The organism is Blautia sp. XA-2221, from assembly GCF_028767025.1.
Taxonomy (GTDB): Bacteria; Bacillota; Clostridia; order Lachnospirales; family Lachnospiraceae; genus Blautia_A.
This window is the reverse complement of the sequence record NZ_JAJQXX010000008.1, coordinates 37,877-56,108: the sequence shown is the minus strand read 5'-3', so window position 1 is coordinate 56,108 and position 18,232 is coordinate 37,877. Positions and strand designations below refer to the sequence as shown.

The 18,232-nt window shown below is 43.3% G+C and carries 17 protein-coding genes and 1 riboswitch; of the genes, 1 reads left to right on the top strand and 16 read right to left on the bottom strand.

All coding sequences use genetic code 11. The features are described from left to right. Positions 1 to 142: 142 nt before the first annotated feature. From LU279_RS08300 to LU279_RS08295, 3 genes are all read right to left on the bottom strand, one after another. On the bottom strand, positions 143 to 790 hold the full coding sequence (locus LU279_RS08300; protein ID WP_330684607.1) for an Rpn family recombination-promoting nuclease/putative transposase: 648 nt from the start codon (positions 788 to 790) through the stop codon (positions 143 to 145). 2 nt (positions 791 to 792) lie between these two features. Next, a complete protein-coding gene (locus tag LU279_RS13475) occupies positions 793 to 1,020 on the bottom strand; it encodes a hypothetical protein (RefSeq protein ID WP_330684606.1) in 228 nt (75 codons plus the stop codon). Positions 1,021 to 1,186: 166 nt separating this feature from the next. Continuing rightward, entirely contained in the window at positions 1,187 to 2,386 is a 1,200-nt protein-coding gene (locus LU279_RS08295) for an MFS transporter (protein WP_274422107.1), read from the bottom strand. A 224-nt stretch (positions 2,387 to 2,610) separates the two neighbouring features. Between LU279_RS08295 and LU279_RS08290 the strand changes: the two genes are divergently transcribed. After that, the gene (locus LU279_RS08290) at positions 2,611 to 3,327 is read left to right on the top strand and encodes a phosphatase (RefSeq protein ID WP_274422106.1); all 717 of its coding nucleotides are present in this window, start codon (positions 2,611 to 2,613) and stop codon (positions 3,325 to 3,327) included. Positions 3,328 to 3,380: 53 nt separating this feature from the next. On the opposite strand, the gene LU279_RS08285 is transcribed toward LU279_RS08290, so the two are convergent. The 13 genes from LU279_RS08285 to LU279_RS08225 form a co-directional block, all read right to left on the bottom strand. After that, the gene (locus LU279_RS08285; protein WP_274422105.1) at positions 3,381 to 3,677 is read right to left on the bottom strand and encodes a cysteine-rich small domain-containing protein; all 297 of its coding nucleotides are present in this window, start codon (positions 3,675 to 3,677) and stop codon (positions 3,381 to 3,383) included. 624 nt (positions 3,678 to 4,301) lie between these two features. After that, a riboswitch (cobalamin riboswitch) is annotated at positions 4,302 to 4,495 on the bottom strand. Between the two features lie 292 nt (positions 4,496 to 4,787). Further along, positions 4,788 to 5,270, bottom strand: coding sequence for a YdcF family protein (locus LU279_RS08280; RefSeq protein ID WP_274422104.1), 483 nt, complete (start codon positions 5,268 to 5,270; stop codon positions 4,788 to 4,790). Then, the gene (locus tag LU279_RS08275; protein WP_274422103.1) at positions 5,270 to 5,779 is read right to left on the bottom strand and encodes an SEC-C metal-binding domain-containing protein; all 510 of its coding nucleotides are present in this window, start codon (positions 5,777 to 5,779) and stop codon (positions 5,270 to 5,272) included. Before LU279_RS08275 ends, LU279_RS08280 begins: the two co-directional genes overlap by 1 nt. A gap of 457 nt (positions 5,780 to 6,236) precedes the next feature. Beyond that, positions 6,237 to 7,052, bottom strand: a complete 816-nt coding sequence (locus LU279_RS08270; RefSeq protein WP_274422102.1) for an HAD family hydrolase — start codon at positions 7,050 to 7,052, stop codon at positions 6,237 to 6,239. Positions 7,053 to 7,195: 143 nt separating this feature from the next. Then, positions 7,196 to 8,473: an adenylosuccinate synthase gene (locus LU279_RS08265; RefSeq protein WP_274422101.1), complete on the bottom strand. Its 1,278-nt coding sequence runs from the start codon at positions 8,471 to 8,473 to the stop codon at positions 7,196 to 7,198. A gap of 36 nt (positions 8,474 to 8,509) precedes the next feature. Then, positions 8,510 to 9,943, bottom strand: coding sequence for an adenylosuccinate lyase (gene purB / locus LU279_RS08260; protein WP_274422100.1), 1,434 nt, complete (start codon positions 9,941 to 9,943; stop codon positions 8,510 to 8,512). Between the two features lie 146 nt (positions 9,944 to 10,089). Next, the gene (locus LU279_RS08255; RefSeq protein WP_274422099.1) at positions 10,090 to 10,851 is read right to left on the bottom strand and encodes an amino acid ABC transporter ATP-binding protein; all 762 of its coding nucleotides are present in this window, start codon (positions 10,849 to 10,851) and stop codon (positions 10,090 to 10,092) included. A gap of 12 nt (positions 10,852 to 10,863) precedes the next feature. After that, the gene (locus tag LU279_RS08250; protein ID WP_274422098.1) at positions 10,864 to 11,511 is read right to left on the bottom strand and encodes an amino acid ABC transporter permease; all 648 of its coding nucleotides are present in this window, start codon (positions 11,509 to 11,511) and stop codon (positions 10,864 to 10,866) included. 154 nt (positions 11,512 to 11,665) lie between these two features. Next, positions 11,666 to 12,529: an amino acid ABC transporter substrate-binding protein gene (locus tag LU279_RS08245; RefSeq protein ID WP_274422097.1), complete on the bottom strand. Its 864-nt coding sequence runs from the start codon at positions 12,527 to 12,529 to the stop codon at positions 11,666 to 11,668. Positions 12,530 to 12,855: 326 nt separating this feature from the next. Then, a complete protein-coding gene (gene ftsH / locus LU279_RS08240) occupies positions 12,856 to 14,670 on the bottom strand; it encodes an ATP-dependent zinc metalloprotease FtsH (RefSeq protein WP_274422096.1) in 1,815 nt (604 codons plus the stop codon). A gap of 16 nt (positions 14,671 to 14,686) precedes the next feature. Further along, the gene (gene hpt, locus LU279_RS08235) at positions 14,687 to 15,220 is read right to left on the bottom strand and encodes a hypoxanthine phosphoribosyltransferase (protein ID WP_274422095.1); all 534 of its coding nucleotides are present in this window, start codon (positions 15,218 to 15,220) and stop codon (positions 14,687 to 14,689) included. Then, complete coding sequence (gene tilS / locus LU279_RS08230; RefSeq protein WP_274422094.1) at positions 15,213 to 16,622, bottom strand: tRNA lysidine(34) synthetase TilS; 1,410 nt, start codon at positions 16,620 to 16,622, stop codon at positions 15,213 to 15,215. The genes hpt and tilS overlap by 8 nt, the downstream gene beginning before the upstream one ends. A 24-nt stretch (positions 16,623 to 16,646) precedes the next feature. Next, entirely contained in the window at positions 16,647 to 18,140 is a 1,494-nt protein-coding gene (locus tag LU279_RS08225) for a SpoIIE family protein phosphatase (protein WP_274422093.1), read from the bottom strand. Between the last annotated feature and the right edge of the window lie 92 nt (positions 18,141 to 18,232).

Sequence of the window (18,232 nt, the reverse complement as noted above, 5' to 3'; positions counted from 1 at the left end):
AATTCCTCTGTTGATGTTCTCGATTGAAAATTAATTGAATCAATAAGATACTCTTATATATAAAAGTTTTGCAGACCCCTGCCGCCCAAAATGGCGCAGGGGCAGAATCGTTTTCCGGCAATACAGAATCATTGCCGACTTCTTATTTTTTATCTTCTGAATTAAAATATATCTTTGCCTTTTCTTCAAATGCATCCAGAGAATCGGTCCTTGCGGCCAGCTTAAGCAAAACCTTCAGGATTTCAATGCTTTCAAGATTTCGAATCTTTTCCTGCAGCTCACAGGGAATTTCTCCTATTTCCTCAAGAAGTTCTAAAATCCCCTCCTGTGTGGCCTCAATTCTTCCTTCCTGTTTTTCCTCCCTCAGCATTTCCTCAAAAATCATATAGCGTTCTCCCATTTCCCGGTCTGTCTTAATCTGCCGGATTGTTTTCTGGAACTTCCGAACCAGTTCGTCCCCAAACTCCTCTTCACTCGCTTCAAGATCAGCCGTAGCAAACTTTAAGAACCTGACAAGCTCCTGTGATACTTCTGCTTCATTCTCGCCTTTGGTGCTCAGAAAAATAGTACAGCTGTCATCTTTTAATTTTACATCGGGATCTTCCTCGCATATATTTCGGAACGTATAACAGTATCGTTTTTTATCAAACGGATCGAAATCGCATACAAAGATCACAAATGTAGCCGGAAGCGTGTCATAATCCTCGCCACTTTCCAAAGCTTCCATCACAATTTGACTGTGGTAATACCTGCTTCTTTTTCCAAGTTCCTTTTTCTTTCGTACCTGCATTTCTACATTGTAGTGGCTATGATTGGTATCTTCAGCGTAAATATCCAGACGTACACTTTGTACTCCGGATGATAGATCATACTCTTTTCTTTGCTTACCACCACACGGGCAATCGGAAATCCAAGCACCATTTCCAGAAAACTCTTACAGTTTTCTTCCACACTCATTACTGCGCCAAACATAAAATTATCCTTGATCGTCAGGTCCTGTAATGTTTTTCGTTTCTTCATTCTTCCTCCAGTTCTACAGAGGAATCCTATAGAATAATTATATCATGTACTCACTCAGACTTCTATCTTTTTCATCCAAAAAATTTGCTGCCGTCATCAATTTATCTGAATGGATTCTCAAGTTGAGAGTATCTTATCCCGCAGCTTACAGAAAATTCTATAATTTTTATTCTGCATCTTTTATTTTGCTTCCGGGAAATACAACTGCTCCCATCGCCACCACCAACATCAGCAACACAGCACATCCCACAAGAATCCCGTTAAAGAACCGCATCCACAACGCGCCAATCACCAATGGAAACATAATATTTAGTATATTGGAAAATGATTCAATCACCCCAAGGACTACCGGTGCATTTTTATCTCCCTGGCATACTTCCACACAATCGTACAAATATCCAAAGGACACCGGCGCAAACATATCCTTTAAAAGGCTGATGCAATAGCCTGCCATAAACCAGACGTTTCCTGTCGGAATCAGAAACAGTGCAACTGATACGATATCAAAGCCCACATCAAAAAGATATACCCACTTTTTATCCAGTCTGTCTGTAATAAGAGCGAGAAACAGGGAGCAGATACAGTTAATCACGGTAAAAACAGCCGTATATTTCAAAAACACAGAAATCTCTATCTCCCGGACAATCGCCAGAAGCGGTATAAACCGCAGAATCGTGCCGTAAAATCCTGTTGCGATCTCTGTCAGTAAAAACATGCGTACAACACGATCCCGAATTACATTTCCAATCTGCTCTATGTACTCTTTTAAATGTATTTTTTCCTCTTCTTCCCGCTGGATCCACTTCCGTCCATTCCAGGTAAAAACCAGAGCGATCAGAAAACCCACGCTCAAAAATCCATAGGCTGCCTCCATATTCCATTTGCCGATCAGCCAGCCGCTGAACCATGTACTGATCGCTATCGCCCCATAAAGAAAAATATCCCTCAGAGCAAAATATCCTGTCCGTTCCTCTGAGGGTACTGCAAGATTAAAGGAATTTCCCGCCGAATAATTAAACATAATCCTGACACAGTAAACCAGAAACAGACCCACAAAAGCCACTGCCTTATGCTCTGTCAGAGAGATTCCTACTGCCGCCCCGGCTCCCAGGAGCAAAGACAAGCTTCCCACTGCCAGAGGTGAAAATTTTTTTGAAAAATATACAATCAAAAGCGGCAGCACAACATCCATAATACTTAAAAGAGAAAGAAAAATTCCATACAGAGAATTTCCAATTCTTTTTTCAAACAAAAATGGAATGTTGTTTTCCATACCACCACTGGCAACATAAAAGAAGAAATATACAAGTAAAATCAGAAAATAGTTCCTGAGTATAGGTTTAAATGAAGAAAATAATTTTTTCATGTTATTTTTCTCCTATATAATTCAGCAATTATCCGTGTGTCCCTTCTGTCGCCTCCTATATGATTCAGCAATTACCCGTATGCCCCCTCTGCCACCTGCAGTTCTCATGCAATTTTGTCATTTTTCATTGACTTCTCACCTTATTCCTGCCATACTAAAAGTAAATTTTATGTCATTCCCTGCAAATAAGGGATATTTTATATTTACTTTATAAGGAGCAGACTATGTATCTTTCTGATATGCATACACATTCTATTGCAAGCGGTCACGGAACCAGCTGTACGATTTCCGAAATGGCAAAAGCCGCTTCCAGAAAAGGTCTGAAGCTTCTTGGTATTACGGACCACGGTCCGGCCACACTGGCAGCCGGAACTCCGTCCTATTTCCGAAGTCTGACCTTTTCCCCAAGAAAACGCTTTGGTCTGGAATTATTCTATGGAATCGAACTTAATATTCTTGATAAAGAAGGACATATTGATCTGGAGGAAGAGCTGCTGTCCAGACTGGACTATGCCATTGCCAGTATCCATGCCCAGAATTACAAAAACGCTTCCTGTGAAGAAAACACGGAAGCCTACATAAATGCTATAAAAAATCCTCATGTAAAGATTCTGGGGCACTGCGATAATCCCCGTTTTCCGGCAGATTATGAAAAGCTGGCTTTTGAATCTAAAAAACAGAATGTGATTTTTGAAATCAACGAGGCTTCACTGGCTCCTTACAGCTACCGGGGCGATACACGGACCAATAACCGGGAAATTCTCCGCTGCTGCCGAAAATATGACCTTCCCATTCTTCTCTCCAGCGACAGTCATGGAAAAGAACATGTAGGGGATTTTACCTATGCCGCTGATTTTGTACATGAAGAAATGTTTCCTGAAAGTCTGATTCTGAACAATCAGATTCCCAGATTAAAAGTGTTTCTGCAGACCCGTTCCTAAACAGAACAGGGTCTCTGTAAACACGCTCACCGAATAATAAAATCTCAACGCCTCTATTTTTGCTCGGAATCCTTTATTTCTTTCATCATTTCTGCCAGTTCCGCATATTTTCCCGTTACATATCCATAATTTTTCCTCTTATGGGGAAGCTGACAGTTTGTACAGTCCTTGATTCCTTTATCTGTGTAACGGAAATTTCCACCACATTTATCACCCAGCGCATAAAGCGGGCAATAGCAGAACAGACAGTTAAAATTTTCCGGATCTGCCCCCTCATGACAGGGGAAATATTCACATTCCTTATTGCTGAAAAACGAATAATGCTTGTCTTCCCAGTATGGTTTTTCCATAGCCTTCTCCTTTTATTTTCTGTTAACTATTTTCTTTACGTTTCTTACTATACCGGCATTTAACAATATAACAGTAAATTGATTGCTGAAAACTCATACCTTTTCCATTTGCTAATCTTCCACTGATACCAAAACCAATATATTCTTTCATATCCACATATCACAGGTTCTATTGTCTGAAATCCGGTATTTATTTTTTATAAAATACACTTGTAAATGAACTGATGAAAGCTTATACATTTACTGTCTGCTAATCTTCCACTAATACAAAATAACCAATGATATTCTTTCATATACGCATATTACAAATTTTGATTTTAATGTGCAGAACCCTATATCTACACATCTAGGGAATATAACAAAAAATCGGCGTACCAAACGCCGATATACAGATCATTTTGAGGGTGCGATCTACTCCGGGGTAGACCATGAATTCGTTCAAAATATGCGGAGGGAACGAACGCATCCGGAGTAGTATCGCCTGCCATTTAATCATCACCCTTTAAGGGTAGTATAATTCATACGAACAGGCGAATTCCATAAAAAATGCCTGCTTCCATAAAGCAGACAACGCCTGAAAAATGCGGATTTTTTCAGGTTGGCTGTTACACTTTACACGGAAGTTCAACCTCGCCATACAAAGCAGGTTTCCTGACTTCAGGATCAATGCTCCTTTTCCCCTTCTCATACATATGTACAATGGTTTTTTGAAAATTCGCTCCTCTGTTACAGTGACCGGATCGCTCAGGACTTTCACCTGATTCCCTTTTCTGACTATTTCGCGGAAAACAGTCAGCACTTTATATGTTCAATATGGAATTATACTGGCATTATCTTACCACGCTCTTATATAAATGTCAAGAAATCGAAACAAAAAACATCCAATTTTCCAAAACAAAAAAATCCAATTTTTAGTTTTTAAAGCTATGCATCCTAAGCAAAAAGCAGCCATTTTCGACCTGTCCATAAACAATATTCCGCAAGCTGTTTTTATGCGCTTTCAAAAATCTTGGGAACGGATGTGGAAACAAAAAAAGGCGCAAGTTCAGAAAATATAAAGAATACCTGGTTCCACTTATTAATTCAATGTTGTGTATTCTGTCTGTAAGATCAGAGATTACCCATCATTTTATCTTTTATAACAGCCAGAATTTCTCTTGAAATATAGATGACAAGCCTCCAGGAACGATATCGGGCGGAAATTCCGCAAATATTTCTGCACCCGCATTTCTTTCCAATGGCAACTCCACGGAACACATGAAAATTATTTGTAACAATTCCTACTGACTTATTCAGATCACCAATCTTTTTCAGGCTGAAATCCAGGTTTTCTTTTGTATTGGTAGATCTGTCTTCCAGAATCAGTCTCTCTCCGCTGATTCCATGACCGGTCAGATAATCGTACATGGCTTTTGCCTCACTGACAGCTTCTCCTTTGCCCTGTCCACCGGAGAGAACTGCTTTGGTATCCGGATTCTTTTCCAGATACTGCAAAGCCCTTCTGGTGCGTTCCAGAAGGGCCATACTCAATCGTGTTCCGTCCACATGGGCACCAAGCACGATAATGTAATCAAGATTGTCTTTGATTTTCATTATTTGCCGCAGCAGAATTTATATTTCTTTCCGCTTCCGCACGGACAGGGATCGTTACGTCCGATCTTGTGCGGTTTTACAACAGTACCGGATTTTTTCTGCTCTTTATACAGCTCTTTACGTTTTTCCTCTGTAAAAATATTGTTCCACTGAGGAAGCTCATACAGCCAGTCAGCTTTTGCATCAACCATATTTTTGTAAAGAAGTTCTTTGTCAAAAGCAAGGTTTACTTTAGTGTCCTCATCCATTGTCTCAATAGGGTTCGGAACTTTAAGGCTGTCATTGATACCATCCAGGAAACCAACCATAGTCAGAACATCCTGTCCGTATTTCTCAGCAAGTTCTTTAACTGTACCGCTTACCACTTCATCCGGATTGGAAAGAAGCTGCTCATAAATGTTTTTTTCAATATTAAAATAAGTTGCCCAGAACTGCTGAAGTTTATTGCGGTCTGCCTGCTGGTCATAGGCCATTGCACGCCACTGCTCTAAAATTGTTTTATCACTCATGTCGTTTCATCCTCTTTTCAATGTATTATCAAATTTCACCAGTGTCCATATTATAGCACTTTTATCTCCAAAAAACAAACCCTATTTTATCCCATTTTCCATTGATTCAGGCAAAAACGTTACTGTTTACTTCGTTCACAGCGACCTGCCCAACATATATTCCGCATCATCTCAGACAATCATATTTTATCCCTGTTTCTCTTGCGTAAAAATATAATCGTCTGATTTTATGATCCATGTATAAGACACTGAAATCATGGTCATACTGTTACTGTTCACTTCATTCCCGGCCACAGACAAAAGTTCATTCCACATTGTCTGTGGCAATGGAACCATGAACAGAAACACCCGAAAACTTTTGCTGCCGTAACAGAGTGAACAGCAGCAAGTTTGGAAATACTTATATCCTCCCCTTTAAAGGTTCCGGAACTGACGCTCTGACGCGGTTCCGGGATTTTTATTTTATGCCCAGAGCTTCCAGATCTGCCGCTGCCTGTTTAAAATCATGAAAGCGCACTGCATGCATTCCCAGTTTGCGCGCTCCACGGCAGTTTTCCTCCCGGTCATCAATAAACACACATTCTTCTGGTTTCAGACCGTAATCTTCCAGAAGTATCTTATAAATCGCCGGTTCCGGCTTCACTTCTTTTACGTCACAGGAAAATACTGCTCCGTCCATATACTTCAGGAAATTCATTTTTGCCTTTGTGCGTTCCAACATATACTCACTGTAATTAGAAAGAATATAAAGACGATATCCACGTTTTTTCAGATACTGCACCCAGGTCTGAGCATAATCTTTTGTTCCAATGGTCTTCGGAGTTTCTCTCAGAACTCTTCGGATATCTTTTTTATATTCAGGAGCCTTTTCTATAAATTTACGGATATATTCTTCCTCATCATAAAGCCCCTTATCTCTCTCATTCCAGAGATCACTCTGAAAAATTTCCTTTGCCAGCTTCTTCTCCTCTTCTTCCGGGAAATGAAAGCCTTTCAGATAAGTTTTCCAATCATAATCTACCAGAACATTACCCACATCAAAAATAACATTCTTGATTCTGCGTCCATCTTTTTCCAATCTTTTTCTGTTGAGAAGCCTGTACATAAGCCACATTGCATAAGCCATCACGGCCGCAAACAGCGCTCCTGCAAGAGAAGCCATAAATTTTCCCATTGAAAAGGTTCCGGTAAGGGCATAATACATGGGAAGACAGAAGATCACCAGAAGAAAAACCACTCCTGCAAGAGCCAGTCCTTTTTTCCATTTACTCATTGATACTGTACACATCCTTTCTGATAACAGCGGATTCCTTATTAGCTGTCCGCTGTAGTTTCAGTTACCGAAAAATCCGTACAGAATATATTTTTTCCGGTAACTAAAAAACGCCGAAGATACTTCCCCGGCGTTTTGTTGATTTATTTTCTGTAAATAATATCGTTTCTTTCCGGTCCGTTGGAAACCATTGTAATTGGGAATCCGATCTGTTTTTCCACAAATTCTATATATTTGCGGCAGTTTTCCGGCAGGTCTTCGTATTTTCTGATTCCACGGATATCGCATTTCCATCCCGGAAGTACTTCCAGAACCGGTTTTGCTTTTTCCAGAAGTCCTGTTGTAGGGAATTCTGTTGTAACCTTTCCGTCAATCTCATAACCTGTACAAACAGGAATTTCATCCAGATATCCCAGAACATCAAGCACAGTAAATGCAACATCAGTTGTACCCTGCATACGGCAGCCGTATTTGGAAGCCACACAGTCAAACCAGCCCATACGTCTCGGACGTCCGGTGGTTGCACCATATTCTCCACCGTCTCCGCCTCTTCTTCTGAGCTCGTCAGCTTCTTCGCCAAAGATCTCAGAAACAAAAGCGCCAGCTCCTACTGCACTGGAATAAGCCTTGCATACAGTAATGATCTGCTTAATCTCATATGGCGGAACACCTGCGCCGATAGCGCCATAAGCCGCCAGAGTGGAAGAAGAAGTTACCATCGGATAAATTCCGTGATCCGGATCCTTCAGAGAACCAAGCTGTCCCTCAAGAAGAATCTCTTTGCCTTCTTTCAGCGCATTCCACAGGAACAGAGAAACATCTCCCACATGTGGAGCAACCATTTCTTTATATTTCATCAGCTCTTCCATGATATCATCCGGATTCAGAAGAGGTTTGTGATACAGATGCTCAAGAAGAACATTTTTTGTTTCACACACACGCTCTACTTTTTCTCTGAGCGCTTCCTCGTCAAACAGCTCTGCTACCTGGAAGCCGATTTTTGCATATTTATCAGAATAGAACGGCGCAATACCGGATTTTGTGGAACCAAAGGATTTACCGCCCAGACGCTCCTCCTCATACTGGTCAAACAGAATATGATACGGCATTACGATCTGCGCTCTGTCAGAGATCATGATCTTCGGAGCCGGAACTCCTCTGTCCACAACCTCCTGATATTCTTTGAAAAACACCGGAATGTTCAGCGCCACACCATTGCCGATAATACTTGTGGTATGGTCATAAAATACGCCTGACGGAAGTGTGTGAAGCGCAAACTTACCATAATCATTCACGATCGTATGACCTGCGTTGGCACCTCCCTGAAATCTTACGATAATATCCGCTTCCTGGGCAAGCATGTCAGTAATCTTACCTTTTCCTTCATCTCCCCAGTTTGCTCCAACTACTGCTTTGATCATAACACTATTTCCTCCTCGTGTTGTTCTTTGATCTCATTATACATTAATTTCTGCGGTTACTCCCAGAAGTTCTTTGTGGGCTTCCAGAACAGGCTGTACTGTCTTAGAAAGAAATACCTCTGTCTGCTCTTTTGCTCTTCCCACATATCTGGAAGGCTCCATAGTCTTCTCCAGTTCTTCCAGAGTCAGGTTAAATGCCGGATCTGCTGCGATCAGTTCCAGAAGATTATTGTCTTTTCCTTCTACTTTAACAGTGCGTCCCGCCTCCATGGAAAGCTCTCTGATACGCTCATGAAGCTCCTGACGGTCTCCGCCTGCCTTTACTGCATCCATCATAATATTTTCTGTTGCCATAAACGGAAGCTCGGAACGAAGACGTTTTTCGATTACCTTCGGATAAACAACCAGTCCGTCTACCACATTAAGGCACAGATCCAGAATTCCGTCAATAGCAAGGAATCCCTCCGGAACGCTCAGTCTCTTGTTTGCAGAATCATCCAGAGTTCTCTCAAACCACTGAGTTGCTGATGTGATCGCCGGATTCAGGGCATCTACCATCACATATCTGGAAAGTGACGCAATACGCTCGCTTCTCATAGGATTTCTCTTATATGCCATAGCAGAAGAACCGATCTGTGATTTCTCAAAAGGCTCCTCAACTTCCTTCAGATGCTGAAGGAGTCTGATATCATTGGACATCTTATGAGCGCTTGCTGCAATTCCTGCAAGAACATTAAGAACTCTTGTGTCCACCTTACGGGAATAGGTCTGTCCGGATACCGGATAGCAGTTTTCAAATCCCATTTTTTCTGCGATCATCGGATCGATCTTGTCAATTGTTTCCTGATCTCCGTCAAAAAGCTCAAGGAAACTTGCCTGAGTTCCGGTTGTTCCTTTGGAACCCAGAAGTCTCAGTGTGCCTAAAACATACTCAAGATCTTCCAGATCCATCAGAAATTCCTGAGTCCACAGGGTAGCGCGTTTTCCTACTGTTGTAGGCTGCGCCGGCTGAAAATGTGTAAATGCCAGTGTTGGCTGATCTTTATATTTATCTGCAAATCTGGACAGCTCTGCGATTACATTAACCAGTTTCTTGCGAACCAGCTTCAGAGCTTCTGCCATAACGATAATATCTGTATTATCACCTACATAACAGGAAGTAGCTCCCAGATGGATGATTCCCTTTGCTTTCGGGCACTGTACCCCATATGCATAAACGTGGGACATAACGTCATGGCGAACCTGACGTTCTCTCTCTTTTGCCACATCATAGTTAATATCGTCTGCGTGAGCTTTCAGCTCATCGATCTGCTCCTGCGTAATATTCAGGCCAAGTTCTTTTTCTGTCTCTGCAAGGGCGATCCATAATCTTCTCCATGTACGAAATTTCATATCCGGTGAGAAAATATACTGCATTTCTTTACTTGCATAGCGCTCTGAAAGCGGACTTACATATCTGTCTGTGCTCATTCCGTTTCTCCTATCATTTGAAAAATTCCTGCCGTGATCTGCCGGTTTCAGACAGAGCCAGGATCTCTGTTCCTGCCTTTTTCCTGACAGTCATATCATACGAGGAAAATTATATAACATCCCACATTTAAAAGCAACCTCTTTTCTCAGGCTCCCTGATGGAATTTGCCCAGAAATTCCCGCATACGGACATTATCGGAAGAAAACACCTGCTGAGGAGTGCCCTCTACCGCAATTACTCCCTGATCCATAAAGATCACCCGGTCTGAAATATCTTTTGCAAAATTCATTTCATGGGTAACGATCACCATTGTAATATGAAGGTCTGCAAGGGAGCGGATCACCCGAAGCACTTCTCCGGTAAGTTCAGGGTCCAGAGCCGAGGTAGGTTCGTCAAAAAACAGGATCTTCGGATTCAGAGCAAGCGCCCTGGCAATAGCCACACGCTGGCACTGACCTCCGGAAAGCTGACAGGGATAAGCGTTTTCTTTGTCAGAAAGCCCCATTTTTGCAAGAAGCTCCCGGGCTTCCCTGTAAACTTCCTCCCTGTTTCTTTTCTGTACATGGATTGGCGCATCTGTGATATTCTTGATTACAGAATAGTGTGGAAACAAATTAAAATTCTGAAACACCAGTCCGAAACAGGAGCGTATTTCTTTTAACTGTTTTCCGGAGGGAACAGCTGCCTTTCCGTTTTCCATCCACACGGTTCTTTTTCCCATATAGGAAATTTCTCCGCTGTCAATGTCTGTCAGCATGGTAGCACATCTTAAAAGAGTTGATTTTCCGGAACCGGAGGGCCCGATAATGGAAACAATCTCTCCTTCTTTTATCTGAAGAGAAATATCTTTCAGAACGCTTTGTCCGTTAAATTCTTTTTTTATATTTTTCATTTCCAGAAGATTCATTTCCGTACCCTCCTAATGATAGTAATTCAGTTTTTTCTCAAACCATTCCATCACCCAGGCAACCACAAAATTAAATATATAGTAGAACACACCTGCAATAATGAACGGCATAACGGTTGTCTCCGCAGCTGCAATCTGTTTTGCCAGCGCAAACATTTCAATATAAGATACCGAATAAACAAGGGAGGTATCCTTTACCAGTGTGATCACCTCATTGGTCACAGAGGGAAGTACATTTTTTATCATCTGGGGCAAAATAATCTTCAGAAAGGTCTGCTGTCTGCTGTAGCCCAGAAGCTGCGCAGCCTCATACTGCCCTGCTGGAATCGACTCGATTCCGGATCTGTATATCTCCGCAAAATAAGCGGCATAGTTCAAAGAACAGCCCAGGATGATCGCTGTGAATTTATAGTTTCCAATATTCATTCCCCAGAGATAAAACGGTCCGAAATACCACAGAAGAAGCTGCAGCATCAACGGCGTCCCTCTCATAACAGAGATGTAACATTTCACCACCAGACTAAGGGGTTTAAACCGGGAAACCCTGCCAAAATATATCACCAGGCCCAGAGGCAGCGAAAACAGAAGGGTCAGACAGAAGATCATAAGTGTTGATCCGAATCCTCTGAAAAGCTGCTGGAGCATTACCTGAAAACTCATATTTTTTCCTCCGTTATCAGTCAGGAAAACTTTCCTGTCGTAATAAAGCTGCTGTACGTTTCCTATTTACAGCACAGCAGCTTTTCTTTATCTTTTATTCCGGTATCTGATTTATGCCCGGATCTTTTTTATCCGTTGCTGTTCACAGCAGCTTTTATTCTGCTGCTTTTTCAGAGTCCGTTTTTTCTTCTTTTTCTGCAGCATCTTCATTTTCTTCTCCGGAAGCTTTCAGACTTACCATATCTGCAATTTCATATTTTTCGGCAAGTTCCTGCACTTTTCCGTCTTCAGCAAGCTTCTGAAGATCTGCATTTACGATTTCGCAGAGCTCGTCATTGCCTTTTTTGAAACCAATGGCATACTGCTCTTTATTCAGGCTTTCATCCAGGATCATAAATCCTTCCCCTCTGGAATTAATCTGATATTTTGCAACACCGATATCAATAGCCAGCGCATCAAGCGCTCCTGCCTGAAGTTCTGTAAATGCCGTATTGTAATCCGCAAATTCATTCAGAGCCGCAAAGGTATCTGCCAGTTTCTTCTGTCCGCCTTCTTCCTCGCTTTTCAGTACATCCAGAGCTGCGGATGCGGCCTGAACACCTACGGTTTTGCCTGCAAGATCAGAAAGCTTCTCAATGCCGGAATCCTCTGCCACAACAATCACCTGACTGTTATCCACATAAGGGACAGAAAATGTATATTCCTCTTCTCTTCCGTTCATGGTAAAACCATTCCAGATACAGTCAATAGATCCTGAATTCAGCTCCATATCCTTGGAGTCCCAGTTCAGAGGTTTCTTCTCAAGCTCCCACCCCTCCAGTTCGCACACTGCCTGGGCAAGCTCCAGATCAAAACCTGTGTACTCTCCGTTTTCATCCATATATCCATAAGGAGGATATTCCGCATCAAAACCTACGATCAATGTTTTATCCTCTATTCCCGCCTGAACGTTTACCGCAGACACCATGCCTGCTGCCATCAATGCCGCCATCATTACCACAACTGTTTTTTTCTTCATACTGTCTGTCTCCTCTCATTTCCACTCTTCTATGTTATCACGTAGTCACTCTACCATGCGAAAGTATTGTTATCGTAACATACCCGTAATATCATGTCAAGATGATTTTATATATATTTACAGACAGTAAAAAAGCCAGCGGGATAAGCTGGCTTTTTGGAGAAGGTATTTCTTCTTATGGGGTGTAGCAAAAACTATATAATGTATTGGGGGGTTTTTACGATATATATAATACCATGAGGCAACAAATAAGTGTGCACAAAGTTCACAAAAATGCATATTCGTTTTTGGATATATTGTACATGTGTATTTTTGCCACTGTAATTTTATGCTGTAAAAAGTGCCTCAAACTCGTCTCTCTGCACCTTTTCCTTCTCTAACAGAAGAGCAGCGCATTTATGGAGCACATCTTCATGCTCAAGAATGATCTCTCTGGCCTTCTGATGGCATCCGTCAATGATATCATGGATTTCCTGATCGATATCCTTTGCAACCTCTTCACTGTAGCTTCTTGTGTGAGCCAGATCTCTTCCAATGAACACTTCATCACCTTCATCACCGTAAGCGATCAGTCCCATTTTTTCAGACATACCGTACTGCATGACCATTGCACGGGCTGTAGCAGTTGCACGCTGGATATCATTGGACGCTCCTGTGGTAATGTCTCCGAAAATAATCTCTTCCGCCACACGGCCTCCCAGAAGGGTGGTGATATCCTGGAGCATTTTTCCCTTTGTATTGAACATTTCGTCATTTTCCGGAAGAGGCATGGTATAGCCTGCTGCGCCCACTCCTGTCGGAATAATGGAAATGGTATATACCGGATCCATATCAGGAAGTACATGGAAAAGGATCGCATGACCTGCCTCATGATAAGCAGTGATCTTCTTCTCTTTTTCAGAAATCACCTTGCTTCTCTTCTCTGCTCCGATTCCGACTTTGATAAACGCATGCTTGATATCCTGCTGCATTACATAGCTGCGGCCGTCTCTGGCAGCCATGATTGCCGCCTCGTTCAGAAGGTTTTCCAGATCTGCGCCTGTGAATCCTGCTGTAGTCTGAGCAATCTGTGCCAGGTCTACATCCTCGCCAAGGGGCTTGTCTTTGGCATGAACCCGAAGGATCTCCTCACGTCCTTTCACATCCGGACGTCCAACTGCAACCTTACGGTCAAAACGTCCCGGACGGAGAATGGCCGGATCCAGGATATCCACACGGTTTGTGGCAGCCATAACAATAATGCCCTCATTGACACCGAAGCCATCCATTTCCACAAGAAGCTGGTTCAATGTCTGCTCGCGCTCATCATGTCCGCCGCCCATGCCGGTTCCTCGCTGTCTTGCAACCGCATCGATCTCGTCAATAAAAATAATACATGGTGCGTGACGCTTTCCTTCTTCAAACAGATCCCTCACACGGGAAGCTCCCACACCTACAAACATCTCCACAAAGTCTGATCCTGAAATGGAGAAAAACGGAACGCCTGCTTCTCCGGCAACAGCTTTTGCCAGAAGAGTTTTTCCGGTTCCCGGAGGTCCTACAAGAATCACACCTTTGGGGATCCTTGCGCCTACGTTCGTATATTTCTGAGGCGATTTCAGAAAATCTACCACCTCAACCAGATCTTCTTTTTCTTCCTGAAGTCCGGCTACATTCTGAAATGTTACTTTTTTGTCGTCCGGAAGCATCATCCTTGCACGGCTCTTGCCAAAATTCATCATTTTGGCATTTCCTCCGCCTCCTGACATCTGTCTGTTCATCATCAGGAAAAGGAACAGGATCAGGCCTCCTGTAAGAAGCAGAGGAAGAAGTGTGGTAAGGAACACATTCTGCTGAGGAACATCTTTTACCAGAGGGGAAATCTTGTTTTTCTTCAGCATTTCCTGTGCATCCCTGACATCCGTTACATAGACGCGCTTCTGTCCTTCGTTCTCAATATCTGCAGCCACAGAACCGGTAGGAACTTCCCTGTTCTGATAAATCACCGCATCATTTACTCTTCCTTCTTCTGCTGCCTGCTCCAATGCTTCTATGGTATAGTCATTCTGACCGGACACCTGGTTGCTCAGATAAAAATAGCCTCCCACCAGCAATGCGGTCAAAATCAGATACAGGCCAATTCTGCTTGGCTGTTTATTCACTTAACTGAATCTCCTTTCATTCTTCTGTGTCCAATTCTACTACGCCGATAAACGGGAGATTGCGATATTTCTGGGCATAGTCCAGACCATATCCAACAACAAACTCATCCGGGATATTGAAACAGCAGTAATCTACATTTACATCCTTTACTCTTCTCTCCGGTTTATCCAGCAGTGTGCAGAGACGGACACTGTTTGGATTACGTCCTTTCAGGATTTCGATCAGATAGCTCAGAGTTCTTCCTGAGTCAATGATATCCTCAACGATCAGTACGTCTTTGCCGATCAGAGGCTGATCCAGATCCTTCACGATCCTTACCACACCGCTTGATTTTGTGTCATCTCCATAGCTGGATACAGACATAAAGTCAAGAGATACCGGAACAGTAATCCTTTTTGCAAGTTCACAGGTAAAAAATACTCCGCCCTTTAAAACACAGATCAGGTGAAGTTCCTTTCCTTCATAATCTTTGCTGATTTTTGCGGCAACCTCTCTGATTTTTGCCTCCACTTCTTCTTCGCTGAGTAATACTCTGATTTTTTCACTCATGATATTTTCCTCCTTGGTATTTGATTTCCAGCACATTCTTTGTTTCTGATGTGATCTTATACCTTTCATTCATTCTTCCGCCCACGATCCAGAGAACCTCGCTTCCTTCTGCGATCAGAGGAATGTTATCCCTCTGTTCACGCGGAAATTTTTCGTCGATCATGCACCGTGTCAGTTTTTTGCGGTGTCCCTGACTGTTTACCGTAAGGTAATCGCCGGTTTTTCTGGTGCGGACAGATATATCGTATTTTATTCTATCATAATCCAGCCATTTCGTATACTTTTTTTCACAAATCTTCTGGTCTGACCAGGAAAAGATTTTTGTTTCAAAGTTTCCCAGGTCACAGGTAAGACTTCCATTTACAGGAAGCGGATATTCCCGGAAGTTCCTGACCGGATCCTCTGAATTTTTCTTTCTTATAAGAATTCCTTCGTATGTTTTCACAGCCTCCAGATGATAGGGAAGATTCACCGATGCCCCGGTACGAAGTTCAAAAAGTTCCAGAACTGCACGTACATGTGTCAGGGAAATGTCTTTTCTTTGTCCTGCAAGCCTTTCAACCGCTTCTCTCACTGCATACTTCCTGATGATTTCAGGATGTTTCAGAAAGTTTTCTCCAAAAAAGATCTCCCCCTTTTCGGTGCGGCATCCTTCTGCCAGAGATGCGCCTTTTTCCCTGAAATAAACCTCCGCCTGCCCGATCAGCTCAGAGGTTTCTGCCATATGGGACACTGTTTTTTCATTGATCTCACGTTCCAGAACCGGGATCACATGGTGGCGGATCCTGTTTCTGGTATATTCATCCTGAAGATTTGTGCTGTCTGTTACATAAGGCAGGTTTCTTTCTCTGAGATACTCGTCAATTTCCTTCCGTTCCAGACAGAGAACCGGACGGACGATGCCATCCTCTGCCGCTTTCATGGAAGAAAGCCCTCTGAGTCCGGTACCCCTGCAGAGATGATGAAGCATGGTTTCCGCCAGATCGTTCCGGTTATGAGCAAGAGCGATCACCTTCTTTTTCCCTTCTGAAATCTGCGCTCCGGCAAGCGTTTCTTCAAAGGCCTGTCTGCGGACTCTCCTTCCTGCCTCTTCCAGACCGATTTTCCACTGTGCAGCAAGGCTCGGAACATCAAAACCGTATACTCTGCAGGGAATCCCCATTTTTCTGCACAGATCCTCTGCCGCTTCCTGATCCCGCTGCGCCTCTGCTCCCCGGATCCCGTGATTTACATGAACGGCTGTGATCTGAAATCCATATTCTTCTTTCAGTCTGTTCAGAATATCCAGCATGGTGACGGAATCCCCTCCTCCGGATATCCCGGCAGCCACCGCCCCACACTGATCAAACATCCTGTTTTTTTCTGCAAAAGCGCGGACTTTTGCATAAATCTGCTCCTGCATCTATGCTTTTCTCCTCTTTTGTTTCTACTTGCGCAGCACACTGGCTACCAGCACTGTCATGTCATCTCTGGCACGGTAATCGCTGTACCCCAGCACCCGTTCCAGAATTCCTCTGCTGACCTCTCTGGGATTTTCCTCCTGAACGTCCATAATAATCTCTTTCATGGTTTCTTCTTCCCTGTCCAGAGGAAGGGCGTCCAGAACCCCATCCGTCATCATGATCAGATAATCTCCATGATACAGTTTCCGGGAAGCCGTGTCAAAATCAATCTGCTGAACCAGTCCTGCTGCAAGACTTTCTGAAGAAATCGCCTCCACCCAGTGATCACGTTTGATAAAGGTAGATGCAGCCCCCGCCTTCAGAAAACTGCAGATCCCTGTATAAAGATCCAGAGCGCAGATATCGACTGTGGAAAACATCCCCTCCCGTCCTTTCAGCACCAGAGCAGAATTTACCATTCTGGCAGCTGTCTCCTGAGTAAAACCGGATTCCAGAAACTGCTCCAGAAGCTCCACCACGATCTCACTTTCTCTGCAGGCATCCATACCGGAACCCATTCCGTCAGAAAGACACATAACAAACTTTCCGCCTTCCTCCTGTCTGCAGATATAGTTGTCTCCGGAAATCTTTTCTTCCTCTCTTGTAAGCTTGGCCACACCGTACATTACCTGATAGCTGACGTCTTCCACAAAATGTACCGTATGATATTCTCCGTTTACAATCCCTCTGCTGTCGGCAGCAGAAGTCATGGCACACTCACACAAGCCTGACAGAAGCTGCGAAACTTCTGTCACAGATACGCATTGTCCGCTTCTGGCTTTCATGGTAAGAAACATCTGTCTGCGGCCCTCTACCTTATCCATAACCCAGACATTTTTCAGCATAATATGACGCTTTTTCAGGATCCTGCGGATACTCTCCTGAAACTTCGGATCCGCCGGGGAAATATCATAAATATCTTCTGCGACCATTCCCATGATCCGGGATATCTCTGTCAGCTGCTGCGCCACTGCCAGTCTGCTTTCGATCATGCGATTGCTCCACACCAGATTCTGTTTTTCTTTCTGAAAACGTTCTCTGACCGTTTCCAGATACTGTATGGACTTGCCGCAGATTTCCGCCCATTCCTGACGGATCATTTCCACCGTTTCCTCGTTCCCTTCTTCCATGGCACGGATCATTGCCTCGCCGCCCTGCTTCAGAGAACCGGCATTTTCTCCCCAGCATATTTCTCTGTGATAGCACCTGCTGCACATCTCCTCATTGGTGTCTTTTAGTATCACATCAACCTGACCGGAGCTTAAATATTCCTTCCTGTAGGGCATCCCGTAAAAGGTATCTGCCAGCTTCTGGAAGGAAGCCGCATACCGTTTCACCTTCTCCTTCTGAGGATGGCTTTCTCCGGGAGCAAATGGTTCTTCCTTTTTCGACATCTGCCCCGTCAAAATAGTTTTTGCCATGTCCCGGAAAATCAGCAGTAGGCTGATCACGAGCATGGCAATAATCCATTCCTGCATATTTCCCCTCCCCTTTACACACTTCATCAAGTGCTATTATAAAGGACAGGTTCTAAAATATCTGTCAAACACAGGCGAAAGCCATAAAAAAC

Excerpts from the sequence above, each read along its gene's own strand:
- LU279_RS08300 (WP_330684607.1), bottom strand. The coding sequence starts at position 790 with ATGCAGGTACGAAAGAAAAAGGAACTTGGAAAAAGAAGCAGGTATTAC.
- LU279_RS13475 (WP_330684606.1), bottom strand. The coding sequence starts at position 1,020 with ATGAAGAAACGAAAAACATTACAGGACCTGACGATCAAGGATAATTTT.
- LU279_RS08295 (WP_274422107.1), bottom strand. The coding sequence starts at position 2,386 with ATGAAAAAATTATTTTCTTCATTTAAACCTATACTCAGGAACTATTTT.
- LU279_RS08290 (WP_274422106.1), top strand. The coding sequence starts at position 2,611 with ATGTATCTTTCTGATATGCATACACATTCTATTGCAAGCGGTCACGGA.
- LU279_RS08285 (WP_274422105.1), bottom strand. The coding sequence starts at position 3,677 with ATGGAAAAACCATACTGGGAAGACAAGCATTATTCGTTTTTCAGCAAT.
- LU279_RS08280 (WP_274422104.1), bottom strand. The coding sequence starts at position 5,270 with ATGAAAATCAAAGACAATCTTGATTACATTATCGTGCTTGGTGCCCAT.
- LU279_RS08275 (WP_274422103.1), bottom strand. The coding sequence starts at position 5,779 with ATGAGTGATAAAACAATTTTAGAGCAGTGGCGTGCAATGGCCTATGAC.
- LU279_RS08270 (WP_274422102.1), bottom strand. The coding sequence starts at position 7,052 with ATGAGTAAATGGAAAAAAGGACTGGCTCTTGCAGGAGTGGTTTTTCTT.
- LU279_RS08265 (WP_274422101.1), bottom strand. The coding sequence starts at position 8,473 with ATGATCAAAGCAGTAGTTGGAGCAAACTGGGGAGATGAAGGAAAAGGT.
- purB (WP_274422100.1), bottom strand. The coding sequence starts at position 9,943 with ATGAGCACAGACAGATATGTAAGTCCGCTTTCAGAGCGCTATGCAAGT.
- LU279_RS08255 (WP_274422099.1), bottom strand. The coding sequence starts at position 10,851 with ATGAATCTTCTGGAAATGAAAAATATAAAAAAAGAATTTAACGGACAA.
- LU279_RS08250 (WP_274422098.1), bottom strand. The coding sequence starts at position 11,511 with ATGAGTTTTCAGGTAATGCTCCAGCAGCTTTTCAGAGGATTCGGATCA.
- LU279_RS08245 (WP_274422097.1), bottom strand. The coding sequence starts at position 12,529 with ATGAAGAAAAAAACAGTTGTGGTAATGATGGCGGCATTGATGGCAGCA.
- hpt (WP_274422095.1), bottom strand. The coding sequence starts at position 15,220 with ATGAGTGAAAAAATCAGAGTATTACTCAGCGAAGAAGAAGTGGAGGCA.
- tilS (WP_274422094.1), bottom strand. The coding sequence starts at position 16,622 with ATGCAGGAGCAGATTTATGCAAAAGTCCGCGCTTTTGCAGAAAAAAAC.
- LU279_RS08225 (WP_274422093.1), bottom strand. The coding sequence starts at position 18,140 with ATGCAGGAATGGATTATTGCCATGCTCGTGATCAGCCTACTGCTGATT.